Annotated in this window: 14 protein-coding genes and 1 pseudogene; 5 read left to right on the top strand and 10 right to left on the bottom strand. The window is 70.9% G+C overall.

What is annotated here, in order from left to right; translation table 11 throughout:
• Positions 1-334 precede the first annotated feature (334 nt).
• The 5 genes from PYR91_RS15845 to PYR91_RS15825 form a co-directional block, all read right to left on the bottom strand.
• Positions 335-1,315: a pyridoxal-phosphate dependent enzyme gene (locus tag PYR91_RS15845; protein ID WP_279780569.1), complete on the bottom strand. Its 981-nt coding sequence runs from the start codon at positions 1,313-1,315 to the stop codon at positions 335-337.
• A gap of 75 nt (positions 1,316-1,390) precedes the next feature.
• Complete coding sequence (locus PYR91_RS15840) at positions 1,391-1,864, bottom strand: GNAT family N-acetyltransferase (RefSeq protein WP_279780568.1); 474 nt, start codon at positions 1,862-1,864, stop codon at positions 1,391-1,393.
• Between the two features lie 80 nt (positions 1,865-1,944).
• Positions 1,945-4,344 (bottom strand): excinuclease ABC subunit UvrA, encoded by a 2,400-nt coding sequence (locus tag PYR91_RS15835; protein WP_279780567.1) that lies wholly within the window; start codon positions 4,342-4,344, stop codon positions 1,945-1,947.
• A 369-nt stretch (positions 4,345-4,713) separates the two neighbouring features.
• Complete coding sequence (locus tag PYR91_RS15830; RefSeq protein WP_279780566.1) at positions 4,714-5,196, bottom strand: SRPBCC domain-containing protein; 483 nt, start codon at positions 5,194-5,196, stop codon at positions 4,714-4,716.
• A gap of 160 nt (positions 5,197-5,356) precedes the next feature.
• Positions 5,357-6,160 (bottom strand): inositol monophosphatase family protein, encoded by an 804-nt coding sequence (locus PYR91_RS15825; protein WP_279780565.1) that lies wholly within the window; start codon positions 6,158-6,160, stop codon positions 5,357-5,359.
• 272 nt (positions 6,161-6,432) lie between these two features.
• On the opposite strand from PYR91_RS15825, the gene PYR91_RS15820 reads away from it, so the two are divergent.
• Entirely contained in the window at positions 6,433-6,660 is a 228-nt protein-coding gene (locus tag PYR91_RS15820; protein WP_279780564.1) for a hypothetical protein, read from the top strand.
• 218 nt (positions 6,661-6,878) lie between these two features.
• Here PYR91_RS15820 and PYR91_RS15815 read toward each other — a convergent pair whose 3' ends face one another.
• Positions 6,879-7,904 carry an NAD(P)-dependent alcohol dehydrogenase gene (locus PYR91_RS15815; protein ID WP_279780563.1) on the bottom strand — a complete coding sequence of 342 codons (1,026 nt, stop codon included), beginning with the start codon at positions 7,902-7,904 and terminating at the stop codon, positions 6,879-6,881.
• 477 nt (positions 7,905-8,381) lie between these two features.
• Between PYR91_RS15815 and PYR91_RS15810 the strand changes: the two genes are divergently transcribed.
• The gene (locus PYR91_RS15810; protein ID WP_279780562.1) at positions 8,382-9,608 is read left to right on the top strand and encodes a glycoside hydrolase family 16 protein; all 1,227 of its coding nucleotides are present in this window, start codon (positions 8,382-8,384) and stop codon (positions 9,606-9,608) included.
• 238 nt (positions 9,609-9,846) lie between these two features.
• On the opposite strand, the gene PYR91_RS15805 is transcribed toward PYR91_RS15810, so the two are convergent.
• The 3 genes and pseudogenes from PYR91_RS15805 to PYR91_RS15795 all read right to left on the bottom strand — a co-directional run.
• Positions 9,847-10,302: a GNAT family N-acetyltransferase gene (locus PYR91_RS15805; RefSeq protein WP_279780561.1), complete on the bottom strand. Its 456-nt coding sequence runs from the start codon at positions 10,300-10,302 to the stop codon at positions 9,847-9,849.
• An 89-nt stretch (positions 10,303-10,391) separates the two neighbouring features.
• Positions 10,392-10,865, bottom strand: a complete 474-nt coding sequence (locus PYR91_RS15800; RefSeq protein ID WP_279780785.1) for a hypothetical protein — start codon at positions 10,863-10,865, stop codon at positions 10,392-10,394.
• Between the two features lie 59 nt (positions 10,866-10,924).
• Positions 10,925-11,110: pseudogene (locus tag PYR91_RS15795) on the bottom strand (alpha/beta hydrolase); the annotation flags it as partial.
• Between the two features lie 255 nt (positions 11,111-11,365).
• Between PYR91_RS15795 and PYR91_RS15790 the strand changes: the two are divergent.
• Positions 11,366-12,208, top strand: coding sequence for an alpha/beta hydrolase (locus PYR91_RS15790; protein WP_279780560.1), 843 nt, complete (start codon positions 11,366-11,368; stop codon positions 12,206-12,208).
• Between the two features lie 218 nt (positions 12,209-12,426).
• Positions 12,427-13,620 carry a right-handed parallel beta-helix repeat-containing protein gene (locus PYR91_RS15785; RefSeq protein ID WP_279780559.1) on the top strand — a complete coding sequence of 398 codons (1,194 nt, stop codon included), beginning with the start codon at positions 12,427-12,429 and terminating at the stop codon, positions 13,618-13,620.
• Between the two features lie 299 nt (positions 13,621-13,919).
• On the opposite strand, the gene PYR91_RS15780 is transcribed toward PYR91_RS15785, so the two are convergent.
• A complete protein-coding gene (locus tag PYR91_RS15780) occupies positions 13,920-14,489 on the bottom strand; it encodes a PadR family transcriptional regulator (protein WP_279780558.1) in 570 nt (189 codons plus the stop codon).
• 52 nt (positions 14,490-14,541) lie between these two features.
• Between PYR91_RS15780 and PYR91_RS15775 the strand changes: the two genes are divergently transcribed.
• A complete protein-coding gene (locus PYR91_RS15775; RefSeq protein ID WP_279780557.1) occupies positions 14,542-15,726 on the top strand; it encodes an FAD-dependent monooxygenase in 1,185 nt (394 codons plus the stop codon).
• Positions 15,727-15,833 lie beyond the last annotated feature (107 nt).

Here is a 15,833-nt window from a genome sequence, read left to right as displayed (position 1 = left end):
CGGCTAGAGCGAGATCTCCCTCTCGTCGTCTTCGAGGCCGCGGCGTCACTAAGCCTTGCGCCTCGTAATCACCGAAGTCCGTCCCCGACGGGAGGGCATGGCTCAGGATTCGGTCTGGGAGACCGGCAAGCAGATGATCATGAAACCATGCGGGCGCCACGATGAGCGCGTAGAGCAGGAGAATCGGCGGTGACTTCGAGATCGACCACGATTGCGCCGTCTGAGGCGGTACCGCGCCCGGAGAGCGCGAGACCGATCAAGGCCAGCGCACCGGCCTGGTGGCGGGTGCTCCTCTGGGGCATATGGCGGATGGTTCTCAGAGGCCGGGCGATCGTCAGGGTCTGTGGGCGGGAGCCGCGCCGACCCAGCGGTGGTAGGCGTCGACGTCGACGTTGCTGCCGCACACGATGGTGACGACGTGCCGGCCGGCGAAGCGGTCGCGGTCTTCGAGGATCGCCGCGATGCCGAGCGCGGCCGACGGTTCGACGACGAGGCCGGCGTGGTCGAGCAGCATCCGCATGCCGGTCATGATCGACTCCTCCCGGACCAGGACGGCGTCGTCGGCGACCACGAGCAGGTCGTCCAGGACGGCCGGGATGGGGCGCCGGCCGGCGACGCCGTCGGCGATGGTGTCGGTCGAGTCGGTGGTGACGACGCGCCGGCTGTGCCAGGAGCGTGTCATCGCCGGGGCGCCCAGCGGCTGGACGCAGATCACCTCGACTTCGGGCGCCAGGGCCTTCACCACATGCCCCACACCGGTGGCCAGCGCCCCGCCGCCGAGGGCGATCAGGACGGCGTCGAACGAAGGCGCGGCGCCCACCAGTTCCAGGCCGATGGTCGCCGCGCCCTCGCAGGTCTCGATGTCCAGGCTGTCCTCGACCAGCCGGATGCCGTCGCGCCGCGCGACGGCCGCCGCCCGCTCGCGAGCCAGGTCGAAGTCGCCGTCCACCAGCTCCAGCCTGGCGCCCAAGGCGCGGATGCGATCGAGCTTGGCCACGGGCGCGAAGCGGGACGCCACGACGGTGACGTCGAGCCCCCGCCCGCGACCGGACCAGGCGAGGGCCTGGCCCAGGTTGCCCGCGCTCGCGCACACCACGGCTCGCGAGCCGTCGGCGGCGAGCAGGCTTGCGACCAGCTCGGTGCCGCGGGCCTTGAAGCTGCGGACCGGGTTCGCCGTTTCGAGCTTGACGCTCACCGTGCACCCGAGGCCGGGTTCCAGCGCCTCGCAGCGGTACAGCGGAGTGTCGAGGAAAACCGGGTCGATCACCCGGCGGGCCGCCTGGATCCGGGCGGTGTCGAGGCGTGTCTCCCGCATGACACAGCAGCGTAGCGCCGCGGCGGCACCTCAAACGGGTTCTGGCGATGCCCTTGGACGGCGGCGGTGCCCGGGTCAGGCCGGGTTCGTGAGGTCCAGCACCCCGACCGTCTCGCCGTCGCTCTTCTCCCCCGTGAGCCGGAACCCGAGCCTCCGGTAGAAACCCTCCGGGCCGCCCTCTCCCGGCTCCCAGGTGACATACATCAGCGTGCCGCGGCGGCGCCTGATCTCGGCGGCCACCGACTCGACGGCGAAGCGGCCGACACCGCTCCCCTGCGCGTCGGGGACCACGTTGAGGCGCCACAAGCCGGACCGGAGGTCGACCCCCCTGCCGTCCCAGTCCATGTCGAGAAACGCCATGAGGAACCCCACGGCACGGTCGCCGTCGAGGATGAGGCGTGGCCAGGCCACCTGCTGGTGGACGTAGGCCTCGGCCAGCGAGGTCACCACCGGGCAGACGAAGCGCTCCTGGTCGGGGCGGACGCGCACGGCGATGGCCGTCTCGATGTTGGCGGGGGTGACGGGCACCAGACGGAGGGTCTCGGTCATGTGAGAAACCCTATGGGCCGGTTCGGATCGGCCTGTGGGTCAACGCCGGCGAGCGTCGCCTCTGTGACGGTTCCGGGGGTTCACCGGCCGGTCCCGACGTAGGCCGCGAGGTGCTCGCCGGTGAGCGTGGAACGGGCGGCGACGAGGTCGGCGGGGGTGCCCTCGAAGACGATCCGGCCGCCGTCGTGGCCGGCGCCCGGGCCGAGGTCGATGATCCAGTCGGCGTGCGCCATGACCGCCTGGTGGTGCTCGATGACGATGACCGACTTGCCGGAGTCGACGAGCCGGTCGAGCAGGCCGAGCAACTGCTCGACGTCGGCGAGGTGCAGGCCGGTGGTGGGCTCGTCGAGGATGTAGACGCCGCCCTTCTCGGACATGTGGCCGGCCAGCTTGAGCCGCTGCCGCTCGCCGCCCGACAGCGTGGTGAGCGGCTGCCCCAGGCTGAGGTAGCCGAGCCCGACGTCGGCGAGCCGGCCGAGGATGGCGTGGGCGGCCGGCGTGCGCGCCTCGCCGGCGCCGAAGAACTCCTCGGCCTCGGTCACCGACATCGCGAGCACCTCGCTGATGTCACGGCCGCCGAAGTGGTAGTCCAGCACCGCCGCCTGGAACCGCTTCCCCTCGCACTCCTCGCAGGTGGTGGCGACGCCGGCCATCATCGCCAGGTCGGTGTAGATGACGCCCGCGCCGTTGCAGGCGGGGCAGGCGCCCTCGGAGTTGGCGCTGAACAACGCCGGCTTGACGCCGTTGGCCTTCGCGAACGCCTTGCGGATCGGGTCGAGCAGCCCGGTGTACGTCGCCGGGTTGCTGCGCCGCGAGCCGCGGATGGGCGCCTGGTCGACCGACACCAGGCCCGCCGAGGCGGGGATCGACCCGTGCACGAGCGAGCTCTTGCCGGAACCGGCGACGCCGGTGATGACGGTGAGCACCCCGAGCGGGATGTCGACGTCGACGTCGCGCAGGTTGTGCGCGCTCGCGCCGCGAATCTCCAGCGAGCCGGTGGGCTTGCGCACCGTCTCCTTGAGGGCGGCCCGGTCGTCGAAGTGGCGGCCGGTGATGGTGCCGCCGGCCCGCAGCCCCTCGACGGTGCCCTCGAAGCAGACGGTGCCGCCCGCCGTGCCGGCGCCCGGACCGAGGTCGATGACGTGGTCGGCGATCACGATCGTCTCCGGCTTGTGCTCCACGACGAGCACCGTGTTGCCCTTGTCCCGCAGCCGCAGCAGCAGGTTGTTCATCCGCTGGATGTCGTGGGGGTGCAGCCCGATGGTGGGCTCGTCGAAGACGTAGGTGACGTCGGTGAGCGAGGAGCCGAGGTGGCGGATCATCTTGACGCGCTGCGCCTCGCCGCCCGACAGCGTGCCCGCCGGCCGGTCGAGCGAGAGGTAGCCCAGCCCGATCTCCACGAACGATTCGAGGGTCCGCAGCAGTGTGGCGAGCAACGGCGCGAACGCCGGCTCGTCGAGGCCGCGGACCCATGCGGCGAGGTCGCTGATCTGCATCGCGCAGGCGTCGGCGATGTTGACGCCGTCGATCTTCGAGGAGCGGGCCGCCTCGCTGAGCCGGGTGCCGCCGCATTCGGGGCAGGTGGTGAAGGTGACCGCCCGGTCGACGAACGCCCGGATGTGCGGCTGCATCGCTTCGGGGTCCTTGGACAGGAACGACTTCTGCACCTTGGGGATCAGCCCCTCGTAGGTGAGGTTGACGCCGTCGACCTTGACCTTGACCGGCTCCTTGTAGAGGAAGTCGTGCAGTTCCTTCTTGGTGAACTGGCGGATCGGCTTGTTCGGGTCGACCAGCCCCGACTCGGCGTAGACCCGCACCGTCCAGAAGCTGTCGGACTTCCAGCCGGGAATGGTGAACGCGCCTTCGGCGAGCGACTTGGAGTCGTCGTAGAGCTCGGTGAGGTCGATGTCGGTCACCGAGCCGCGGCCTTCGCAGCGCGGGCACATGCCGCCGGTGACGCTGAACTCGCGCCGCTCCTTCACGGTCTTCCCGGCACGCTCCATGGTGACCGCCCCGGCTCCGCTGGCCGAGGCGACGTTGAAGGAGAACGCCTGGGGCGAGCCGATGTGCGGCTGCCCGAGCCGGCTGAACAGGATGCGCAGCATGGCGTTGGCGTCGGTGGCGGTGCCGACCGTGGAGCGGGGGTCGGCGCCCATCCGCTGCTGGTCGACGATGATCGCGGTCGTCAGCCCTTCGAGGACGTCGACCTCGGGCCGCGCCAGGGTGGGCATGAAGCCCTGCACGAAGGCGCTGTACGTCTCGTTGATCATCCGCTGCGACTCGGCGGCGATCGTGCCGAACACCAGCGAGCTCTTGCCCGAGCCGGAGACGCCGGTGAACACCGTCAGCCGTCGCTTGGGGATCTCGACGCTGACGTCCTTGAGGTTGTTCACGCGCGCGCCGTGCACGCGGATCAGATCGTGGTTGTCGGCGACGTGCAGCGCAGGCGACTGCGAGTCCGTCCTCGTGGCCGTGCTCATCGTGTCTCCATCTGTTGCGAGGGGCCGCTTTCGCGGTCTTCCGTCGGCGTCGCCTGGCTCGATCTGACCGGCTCCGAGCAGGGTATGTCGGGTTCCGCCCCGTTTGGGCCCGGGGCGTCCGCGGGCCCCGGCCGCGCGGCCGGGGCGTCAGACCATGCGCTCACGCTATGCGCGGCCCGGTGGCCGGCGCTTCTCGATTCCTGATCGGATCGGTCCCGATCCGGCGGCGGGGCTCGATTCCCCGCGCGATGAGGACGCGAAGGCCCGGGTCCCGACGTCGATCGGGCCCGGGCCTTCCGCCGTTCGAAAGCCGTTCTCCCGGCACGCGCCGCGTTTCGCGTCGCGAGGCCGGTCGCGTATGGCGCGATGTCAGGCGAGGACGCCGTCGATCTGACCCAGCGCCTCGCGCATGCCTTCCACCACGCCCATCGAGACCACCGTGTCGAGTTGCTGCGCGGTGGGGTACGACGCGACCGTCGTCATCCGGGTACCCTCCCCGATCTCCTCGATCGTGACGGCGATATGGGCCGGATCCATGGCGACCAGCGGGTCGGCGGCCTCGCCATCGAATCCGTCGTCGAACTCCAGCCGGTGCGGCGCCTCGACCGCGGTGATCCGCCACCAGCCGCGCGTCTCCTGCCCGTCCGGGCCGTTCATGCGATAGCGGGAGCGGCCGCCGACCGTGAAGTCGTGCTCTTCGAAGGTGGCCGGCCATGTGGGCGGCCCCCACCACCGCTCCACCTGACGGGCGTCCTGCCATACCTGCCATACACGGTCGGCGCTGGCGTCGAACTCGGCGACGAACGTGAGCGTCAACGCCTGGCTGTCCTTGTCTGACGTGATTACCGTCATGGCGTGATCCCTCCCTCAGTTCTTGGTCACGGATAATGATTTCATAACCTATAGCTCTATTTCGTGTTTGTTCGGGTCGGGACAAACTCCCGGCTTACGGCGCACGTCCCGTTCCGTATTCCGCCCGCCTCTGAATGCGGGACGACGGTGAAGGCGCGCGCTACCGCCCCGGGGAGAACTGGTTGCCGATGAGCTGGATCAAGGCGGCGTGCGTCTCCTGGTCCGCCGCCACGACGAGGCCGCCGGCGCCGGTGTGCAACGGCTGGCCGTGGATGCCGGTCACCACGCATCCGGCGGCCTGGCACAGCGCTATGCCGCCGGCGAAGTGCACGCTGTCGCGCAGGTGGCCGTCGGTGACGTAGGCGGCCCGCCGGCCGGCGGCGACCCAGGCCACCGCCAGGGTGGTGGAGACGACGCGGACGCGGAACCGCTCGATGAACCCCGTCTCGGTGAGCAGCACGGCGGCCCGGAAGTCCGGATCGTTGGGGAAAGGCGGATCGAGGTTGACGTCCACCAGCCGGGAGTCGGGCGACGGCGTGAGCCCTTCGTCCACGCCGTCGCGCCGGACGTACGCGTGATGGCCGTCGGTCCAGAACGTCTCGCCGGCGAACGGGTCGACCGAGGCCGCCGCCGTGATCTCCGAGCCCACGCGCAGGGTGACGTTCACCGCGACCAGCATGCTGCGCGCCGCGTAGTTCAGCGTGCCGCACAGGGGGTCGACGAGCCACACGCGCTCCGCCTCCTCCGAGCCGGTGTGCCCGCTCTCCTCGGCCAGCACGGCGTCGTCCGGGCGGGCGGTGCGGATGACGTCGAGGATGGCGTTCTCGGCTTCGATGTCGGCGGCCGTGGCGAAGTCGAGCGCGGACTTCTGGAAGCGCGCCAGCGGCGCGCCGTACATGGCCGCCACGACGGCGGCTCCGGCCTGTGCCGCTTCGCGGGCCAACTCCTGGTCTGTGATCGTCATGCGCGCAGGATAAGAGGCGTCAGCCCGGCGGGCACCTCCCCGTCCGCCGGCGGCCTTGACGGCCTCGCGTGGCAGCAGCCCGTCTTCCCAGGTCAGGACGGCGAGGCCGGCGCGGGGTTCCAGGGGGAGCGCCGGGGGGTGGATTCCCCTCACCCGTTCTCACCCCGAATGCCCAGCTCAGCGGGCTGATCGTCGTTCCGGACACGAATTTTTCGGCGTGCTTGCGGGTCTTCAGTCGCGAGCGTCCTCACAGGCGGGACATACTGGAGGGGATGAAGTCAGCTAGCGGCGAGCCCCGTCGCCACCTGCCCACAAGTCCCTTCAAGCCCCCGCCCCCTGCTCCGCCGGCCGAGCGGTTCACCGTGAACGACCAGGTGACCCACGATCGATATGGCCTCGGCGTCGTCATCGGTGTAGAAGACGACGTCGCGGTGTTCGTCGATTTCGGCTCGCGGCAGGAGCGGATCACCACGCCCTTCAACAAGCTGTACAAGCTCTGAGACCGCTGCACCGCGGTGAAGGACACAGCGCGAGCACCCCCACGCCGACGGTCGACCCGGCCGGACGGCGTGGACCGCGTGTACCGCGCGGCACCCCTGTGGCGCCGCGTCATGTCACCGTGGGTCCGACCGCTGTGCGCGGTGCCGCACCCGCATGTCCTGTGGCCGGCGACGTCGCCCCGCCTCCGCCGCCCCGCGGCTGAGCGAGCGGGCGCGGGCTACACGGTGATGACGATCTTCCCTTGAGCCTCGCCCTCGACCAGATGGCGGATGGCCTCGGGAACCTCGCTCAGCGGGTACGTCCTGCCGACGATCGGCGTGAGCTTGCCCGTTTCCAGGAGCTCCGCCAAGACGGCCATTGATTCCTCCCTGCTCGGCGGCGAACTCGGCTTCGGCAGTTGGGCCCGGAACAGCGAGAGCGCCATCAGCTTCGAGAAGTGCGGCAGGCTTCCCAGCCAGCGGCCGCCCACGCCGCCGAAGTGGTCGTGCCCGATGAGCACGTAGGTCCCTTCGGGCGTGAGGACGCGCCGGCAGTCCGCGAACGAGTGGTTGCCGGGAACGTCGAAGATCAGGTCGTAGCGCTCGCCCGCCCGGGTGAAGTCCTCCTGGGTGTAGTCGATGACACGGTCGGCGCCGAGCGACCGCACCATGTCGAGCTTGGCCCCGTGGTCGACGCCGATCACCGTCGCCCCGTACGCCTTGGCGATCTGCACGGCGAAGGACCCGACGCCGCCGCCGGCGCCGTTGACCAGCACGCGCCCGCCCGGGCGCAGCCGCTTCGCGGGAAGGTGCTGCAAGGCGATGAGCGCGGAGGTCGGCACGGCCGCCGCCTGCTCGAAGGTGACTCCGGCGGGCTTCAACGCCAGGCCGTCCTGCGGGGCGCACACGTATTCGGCGAACGCGCCGCCGTTTCGCCACTGGTTGCCGCGCAGGGTCTCGCCGAACACCTCGTCGCCCGGCTTGAACCGCGTGACGCTCTTTCCCACCGACTCCACGTGACCGGCGACGTCCGTTCCCGGAACGGGGTTCCTCGGCCTGCGCAGCCCGGCCCCCATCAGGCGCAGGACGTACGGCCGGCCGCTCACCACATGCCAGACGTCGGGATGGACGGAGGCCGCGCGAACGCGCACGAGCACCTCGTCGTCTCCGACCGCCGGAATGTCGATCTCCCGGAGTCTCAGGACGTCGGGTGAGCCGTACGAGTCGTGGACGACCGCCTTCATGGTGTTCTCCTGCGCCGTCACGGCATCGGCGATAAAGGGGGCAGCTCAACCGCCTCATGGGCGCGGAAAGCCCATTACCCGGTTGATCAGGGGACACCGGACCAGGGTTTGGGAGACGTACGCATTTGTGGGTCAGGGCCAGGTGCGTTCGGTACTTCGATCGGTAATCTACGTGATTTCCCCTTCACGCGCGTACGACGATCGGCGCATTACGTGAACACCCCCGGTCACGTTGAGTCACCATCCCGCCCGCCCCTGGACGCCTCGACCACCCGGGGGCCGGCGAGCGTGCGCGACGGTCACACCTGCCCCGCACGCCGACTCCGGCTGTAATAAAGAAACCTTCCTATTGACAAGGAATGTGACCAGGGTGTTACATCTTGTTGATTTCACCCCCCAAGGTACTTCCGGCAGCACAAGGCACGGCGGCGCGCGCCTCGGCACCATCACGGTGGCCGGAAGCCTGTGCCTGGTAAGGGCCACAGACCGGAGGTCTCCATGCGCAAACCCCGGCTACTCCTCACGGCCGCAGCCATGATCGTCACCCTCGCCACCAGCCTGGTCGCCGTCAACGGCAATGATCGGGCCGAGGCCGCCATCGGCCCTGTCACCTGGGCCGACGAGTTCAACGGCGCCGCGGGAACGTCAATCGACGGTTCCAAGTGGAAGTTCGACATCGGCGGCAGCGGCTGGGGCAACAACGAGCTGCAGTACTACACCAACTCGACACGCAACGTGTACCACGACGGGCAGGGGCACCTCGCCATCACCGCCCGCCGGGAGAACCCGTCCAACCTGCAGTGCCACTACGGCGCCTGCCAGTACACCTCCGGGCGCATCCTGACCGCCGACAGGTTCACCCAGACGTACGGCCGCTTCGAGGCCAGCATCAAGATCCCCAGGGGTCAGGGCATCTGGCCGGCGTTCTGGATGCTCGGCGGCGGCAACTGGCCGACCACCGGCGAGATCGACATCATGGAGAACATCGGCAGCGTGCCCAACACCGTCCACGGCACCGTGCACGGGCCCGGCTACTCCGGCGGCAGCGGCATCGGCGGCAGCCGCACGATCGGCGCCCCGCTCGGCGACGCCTTCCACAACTACCGGGTCGACTGGTCGCCGAACCTCATCGTCTGGTACCTGGACGGCTCGGAGTTCTTCCGCATCACCCCGTCCAACCTCCGCGGCAACCAGTGGGTGTTCGACCACCCGTTCTTCATGATCCTGAACGTGGCGGTCGGCGGCAACTGGCCGGGCAACCCGAACAGCAGCACCACGTTCCCGCAGACCATGCTGATCGACTACGTCCGCGTCTCCGCGTGGACCAACGACGGGCCGGGAACCGGCACCGCGCTGAGGTCCAACCTGAGCGGCCGCTGCATCGACATCCCGAGCGCCAACCCCGCCGACGGCGCACGGCTGCAGACGTGGGACTGCAACGGCAGCGCCGCCCAGCAGTGGTCGATCAACAGCGACGGCACGATCCGCGCCATGGGCAAGTGCATGGACGCCGCGGCGGCCGGCACCGCCAACGGCACGCCGGTCCAGCTCTACACGTGCAACGGCACCGGCGCCCAGCGCTTCACGCTCAGCGGCGCCGGCGACCTGGTCAACGTGACGGCCAACCGCTGCGTCGACATCGTCAACCGCAACACCGCCAACGGCGCCCAGCTCCAGCTCTGGGACTGCACCGGTGCGTCCAACCAGAAGTGGACCCGCGCCTGACCCGACCCCCTCGCGGAAGGCCGGCAGCCCCGGCGCCGGCCTTCCGCACACCCACGACCAGACGGACATCCCCCCGAATCCACGACCGCCTCCACCCCGCTCTGTAGGTTCTGGGTGACGAGGAGAGGAGCCGGGCATAACGGCGCAACCGCAGGACTTCACACCCGCCGACCTGCCTATGCCGGAGAAGAGCCTGCGAGCCATTCGCGCGGCATTGATGAGTGGCCATGACAGGGGCTCAGCGGTCGAGGGTGAGGAGGATGTGTTCGTTCTCGCCGTGCCAGAGGGTGGCGGTGCGGTGGAAGCCGCATTTCTCCAATAAGCGGACCGAGCCGGTGTTGCCGGTGAAGGGGTCGGCGTGGAGGGGGCGGGACTTCTCGATCTCGAGGAAGAGGGTGAGGGCCTTGGTGGCGATGCCGCGGCCCCAGTACCGGCGGCCGAACACGTAGCCGACGAAGCGCGTGCCACCCTCCGGCCAGGCGATGACGTGACCCGCCGCCTGGCCGTCGACGGTCGCCGTACGCACCAGGACCGTGGGGTCGCTCAGGATCTTCGTGGCCCAGTGGGTCATGAAGGCTTCACGCTCGCGCGCGGGGAACTTCGAGCGCCGGACCGTCTCGGGGTCGTGCTCGTGCTCGAAGAACAGCTCGAGATCGGCCTGCTCGACTTCCCTCAGCCGCACGTCGTCGCTCATGCTCGGCGAGTCTGCCAGCCGGCGGTGACAGTTTCGCCGGCGGGCGCCGGCGGGCGGTTCAGGCCGCCGGCGCCTCGCGGCACCTCGGTTCAGCCTGCCAGCACCTTGCGCAGGACCTCGGCGAACTCCTCCGGCTGGCCCATGAAGCCGCCGTGGTCGCCGGGGAACTCGGCCATCGGCGTGCCCAGCGACTCGGCCAGCGCCGCGGAGGTGCGGTAGGTGAGCAGGCCGCCCGAGGTGGCGCCGATCCCGACGACGACCCGGGCGGGGCCGGCCGTCAGCGCCGCGATGTCGGGCACGTAGCGGGTGGTTCCCCGGAGCTCATGGGCGAAGAAGCGGCCGGCGTCGGCGACGTCCCGCGCCGAGGGCTCCCCCTGCGGCGGGCCGGGGGCGCCCTCGTCGCCGTCGACGTCGAAGCCGGCGGTGGCCATGAACTTCGCGAACGCCGCCCCCATGCCGTCGCGGTGGAAGGTCTGGATGATGTCCTCGGTGGCGGCGTGCCGCTCGGCGGCGTCGGGCAGCAGGTCGAGGACGGGCGGCTCGTGCGCCACGAGGGTGCGCACCCGGCGGGATGCCGCGCGACCAGCGCGAGCCCGGTCACCGCGCCGCCGCTGCTGCCGAACACGTCGGCGGACTCGGCTCCGAGGGCGTCGATCAGGGCGGCGACGTCGTCGGCGCGCAGTTCGGGGGTGGAGTCCTGCTCGGGGTCGTCGACGCTGCTGTTGGCGATGCCCCGGGGGTCGTGGGTGACGACGGTGTGGTCGCCCGCCATCGCGTCGGCCAGCGGCGCGAAGGCCGCGGCGGCCATGGGCGACCCCATGATGAGCAGCAGCGGCCCCTCGCCGCGGACCTCGTAGTGCAGGCGCGCGCCGGGGACGTCAAGGGTGTGGGTGGTGGTCATGACCGGTGCCCTTCGTCGGATGGTCGTCCGCGAGCGCGGCGACGAGGATGGGACTCCAGCCGGCGGAGGAAATCATCGCCCACCGGCAGACCCTCTGAACACGCCCCGGCCGGTGGGCCACGGCCCGGGTTTCAAACGGGGTCGGGGGTGAAGCAGTCTCCCATGCGAACACTCTCGGCGATGCGCGAGGCGTACGGGCTCTCGATGCGCGCCCCCCGGGACGGCCCGGATTTCGTGAGCCGCTGGACGGCCGTCCAGGGGGCACGCATTCACCACCGGGCGTCGCGGAAGGCGCCACCCGGCGCTCTCGCGGTGGTGCTCGTGCACGGCCTGGCGGTGTCGCACCGGTACATGATGCCGTTCGCCGCGCACCTGGCCGGCCGGTACCGGGTGAGCGCCATCGATCTGCCGGGTTTCGGCCTCAGCGACGACCCCGGCTCGGTCCTGGAGCTGCCCGAGCTCACGGACCGGCTCGCCGAATGGCTGACGGTGACGGGCACCGGCCCGGCGGTGCTGGTGGGGAACTCCTTCGGCTGCCAGGTCGCCGTCGACCTCGCCGTCCGCCACCCGGCGCTCGTGCGGGGCCTGGTGCTCGCCGGGCCCACCATGGACGCGCGCGGGCGCACCGCGCCCCGGCAGATCCTGCGGGCGCTGCGCGACGTGCGCCACGAGGACCCCTCCCAGGCCCCGATCCTCCTGCGCGACGTCATCGACGCGGGGCCGCGCCGGGTGGCGCTGACGTTCCGCATGGCTCTGCGCGACCCCGTCGAACGCAAACTGCCCCTGATCGACGTGCCGGTGCTCGTGACCCGCGGCGCCCTCGAACCGATCATCCCGCAGCGGTGGGCGGAGCAGGTGACCGGCCTGCTGCCGCGCGGGGAGCTCGCCGTCGTCCCGTCCAGCCCGCACAACGTCAACTACGCCGCCGCCGGACGGCTGGCCGCCGTGGTCACCCCCTTCCTCGACCGTCTGGCCGCCCGGCGGCCCGAGTCGCGGGGCGCCTGACCGCCGGGCCTGAAAGTTTCGGGCAACGCCGCAGGTGGCGGGAGGGCCCAGCCGCGCCCGGTTGACTCCTGACGGGAAAGTGGGTGCGCTGGCTGGGGTCGGGATCCACTCCGAACAGCGGTGACTTCGTTTGGACGCCAGCCGAACGGCGGATCGCGGGTCTCGTCGCCTCCCCGCTGGGATCGATTTCCAGCCCTCCTGATGGGAGTAGTGAACCTGTGAACACCGAACTCCGGCACGAAGGCGGGAACGGCGGCGCCCGCCGCGCGCGCACCGCTCTCGCCGCCCTCCTGCTGGCCGCGGCCGGCACGCTCGCCGGCGGCCCCGCGCTCACGGCGCCGGCCTCCGCCGCGGCGGCAGCGGCCTGCGGCAGCGGCACGGGCAACGCGGAGGCCGTGCTGAGCGGCGGCACCTGGACGGCGCGCAACGGCGGCAGCACGCTGTACACCGGCGCCAGCATGATCGAGGCGATGCGGCGGGCGGTGGGCAGCCTCACCTCCGGGCGCACCTACAAGCAGAAGGTCATCGTCCGCGGCTCGGGCTCGATGAACGCCAACCAGTCGCTCGACCTGCCCAGCTACACCGTGCTCGAGGTGTGCGGGACGATCAACGTGTCCGGGACCATCGGCGCCAACAACGCCGTCGTCCGCGCCCAGAACGTCACCGACGTCGAGGTGACCTGGCTCAACGTCACCGGCTCGCCGTACTTCGGGGTCTTCGTCCGCAACGGCACCAACATCACCCTGGGCCAGATGGACCTGCGGCTCGGCTCGGCGGGCCTCGGCATCCGCATCGACAATCACAGCAACCGCAACGTGCGGACCAGGAACGTGCGGATCGACAACGTCTACGCCTCCGGCGGCAACAGCCACGGCGTCGAGACCTACGGCGTGGACGGCATCACCATCGGCACCGTGACGGCGCGCAACACCGGCCAGTCCGGGCTGCTGTTCAACGACACGATCAACGCCACCGTCGGCACGGTGGACGCGCAGGGCGCCGGCACCGGGACGGGGTACGCGGCGTTCCGCATGGCCAACCGCAACGGCCGGATCGGCAGCTCCTACCCGACCAACGTCCGCGTCGGATCGGTGGTCGCCCGGGGCGGCGGACGCGGCGTGTTCTGCGTCTCCGAGAGCGGCGGCGCCGTCATCGACCGGGTGGACATCGCGCAGACCGGCAGCAACTCGATCCTGATCGAGAACTGCCACAACGTCACGATCGCCGGCCAGAGCGGCTCGGTGAACGGCTCTGACGTGCGCATCGCCTCGCGCGCGGAGTTCCCCGTGACGTCCAACGTGACGATCCAGAACCTCACCCTGACGAACTCGGCCATCACCGAGAGCCCCTGCGGGACCAACATCGTCATCCGCAACATCAACCTGGTGAACTCCCGGATCAACCGGTGCTGACCCCGGCGCTCCCGGCCCGGCCCGGCCGGCGCGGGCCGGGAGCGACCGGCCCTCGGGCCGGGCGACGCGCGCCGCGCGCGGCCGTCACCGGGTCTCCGCGAGGATCTGAGCCATTGCGGCGGTGAACGGGCCGGGCTGCTCGAACATCGGCCGGTGGCCTGAGGTGTCCAGAATGATCAGCTTCCCGCAGCGCCTTCCAGCCGGCGCCACGGCGGGGCGGAAGGGGTGGTGGCGGCCGTGCCCGTCATCTGCGGCATGCAGGATCTCCCACGCGAAAGCGGCGGAACCGTTGGATCAACCTACAGGCGGTAGTCCCAGGTGACCTCTCCCGCGGCGAGGTTCGCCACGAGGCCGCGCACGTGGTCGAGCTCGGTGGCGGCCATGGCCCGCATGTACTCGGTCTCCAGGAGGAAGAGGCGCGGCAGGAACTTCGCGCCCTCGGTCAGGTCGCGGTCGAGCCCGGCGAGCCGCGCACGCAGGGCGGCCACCCGCTCCTCCAAAGCGGCGCGCGCCTCACCGGGGTCGAGCACGGGGAGGAAGGCGAGCGCGGCGGGGAACTCGGGGAACTCGCGCGCCGGGGCGGAGAGCATCTCGCGCATCCACCGGCGCAGCGTCTCGCGGCCCGCGTCGCTGGGCTGGTAGACGGTCCGTTCGGGGCGGTTCTCCTCGCGCGAGGTCTCGCGGACGGTGATCAGCCCGTCGCGGCGCAGGCGCTCGATGGTCTGGTAGACGCTGTTGCGCTGCGCGACGTTGACGACGTCGTCCTTGTGCCGCTCCTTGATCATCTGCTGCATCCGGTACGCGTGCATGGGCTCCTCGCAGACCAGGGAGAGCAGCGCCATGGCCAGGGGAGATCGACGCGTGGACATGGACTCATGGTATCGGCGCGCGACTTTTAGTCATGCTATGTATAGTCATGACATGACTAGCAAAGCACTGATCATCGGCGGCGGCATCGCCGGCCCGGTCACGGCCATGGCGCTGCGGCGGGCCGGCGTGGACGCCGAGGTCTTCGAGGCCTACGACCGCGGCTCCGAGGGCGTGGGGGCGTTCCTCACGGTCGCGGTCAACGGGCTCGAAGCCCTCCGCCCCCTCGACCTGCACGACCGCGTCACCCGCCTCGGGATGGACACCCCGCTCATGCGGATGAGCAACGGGCGCGGCAGGCACCTCGCCACGATCCGCAGCCCCAGCCGGACGCTGAAGCGCGCCGACCTCTACCAGGCGCTGCGCGACGAGGCCCTGAACCGGGGCGTGCCCGTCCACTACGGCAAGCGCCTGGAGTCCGCCTCGATCACGCCGGACGGGGTGCTGGCCCGCTTCGCCGACGGGAGCAGCGCCGAAGGCGGCCTGCTGGTCGGCGCGGACGGGTTGCGCTCCCGCACGCGAACGATCATCGACCCCGCCGCCCCGCGCGCCCGGCACGTCGGCCTGCTGAACACCGGCGGCTTCGCGGACGGCGTCGAGGTGCCCGGCGAGCCGGGAACCAGCTACTTCGTCTTCGGCAGGAGGTGCTTCTTCGGCTACCTGATCCACCCCGACGGCCAGGTGTGGTGGTTCGCCAACCCGCCCAGCCCCGCGGAGCCGACCCAGGAGGAGCTGCGGGCGATCACCCCGGAGCAGTGGCGGGCGCGGCTGCTGGACCTGTTCAAGGACGACAGCGGCCCGATGACCGACATCATCCGCGGCACCGGCCGCGTCCTGCCCGGCTGGAACACCTACGACTTCCCGACCGTGCCGAAGTGGTTAAACGACCGCATGGTCCTCGTGGGCGACGCCGCGCACGCCACCTCCCCCTCGGCTGGACAGGGCGTCTCCATGGCGATCGAGGACGCGGTGGTGCTGGCCAAGTGCCTGCGCGACCTTCCGGCGCCACGCGAGGCCTTCGCGGCGTTCGAGCGGATCCGCCGCGACCGGGTGGAGCGGGTCGTGGCGCACGGCAGACGCAACGGCAGCGGCAAGGCGCCCGGGGTCGCGGGCGCCTTCCTCCGCGACCTCACGCTGCCGATGATCATGCGGCAGGTGAGCAAGCGGAACGCGCTGGCATGGATCCACGACCACCGCATCTCCTGGGACGCCCCGGTGACGGCCGCGGCGGCCCGCTGAAGGACGGACGACCGCGGGCCCGCGAAGCGGCCCGGCACCCGCCGAGCCGCACCCGGCGCGGGGGGCGGGTACCCCGGGCGCGGTCCCGGTACGCGCCGAACCGCACC

The sequence above is a fragment of the Sphaerisporangium sp. TRM90804 genome (assembly GCF_029846175.1).
Taxonomy (GTDB): domain Bacteria; phylum Actinomycetota; class Actinomycetes; order Streptosporangiales; family Streptosporangiaceae; genus Sphaerisporangium.
Note: the sequence above shows the minus strand (reverse complement) of the source record. Positions and strands in the feature narration are given on the sequence as shown.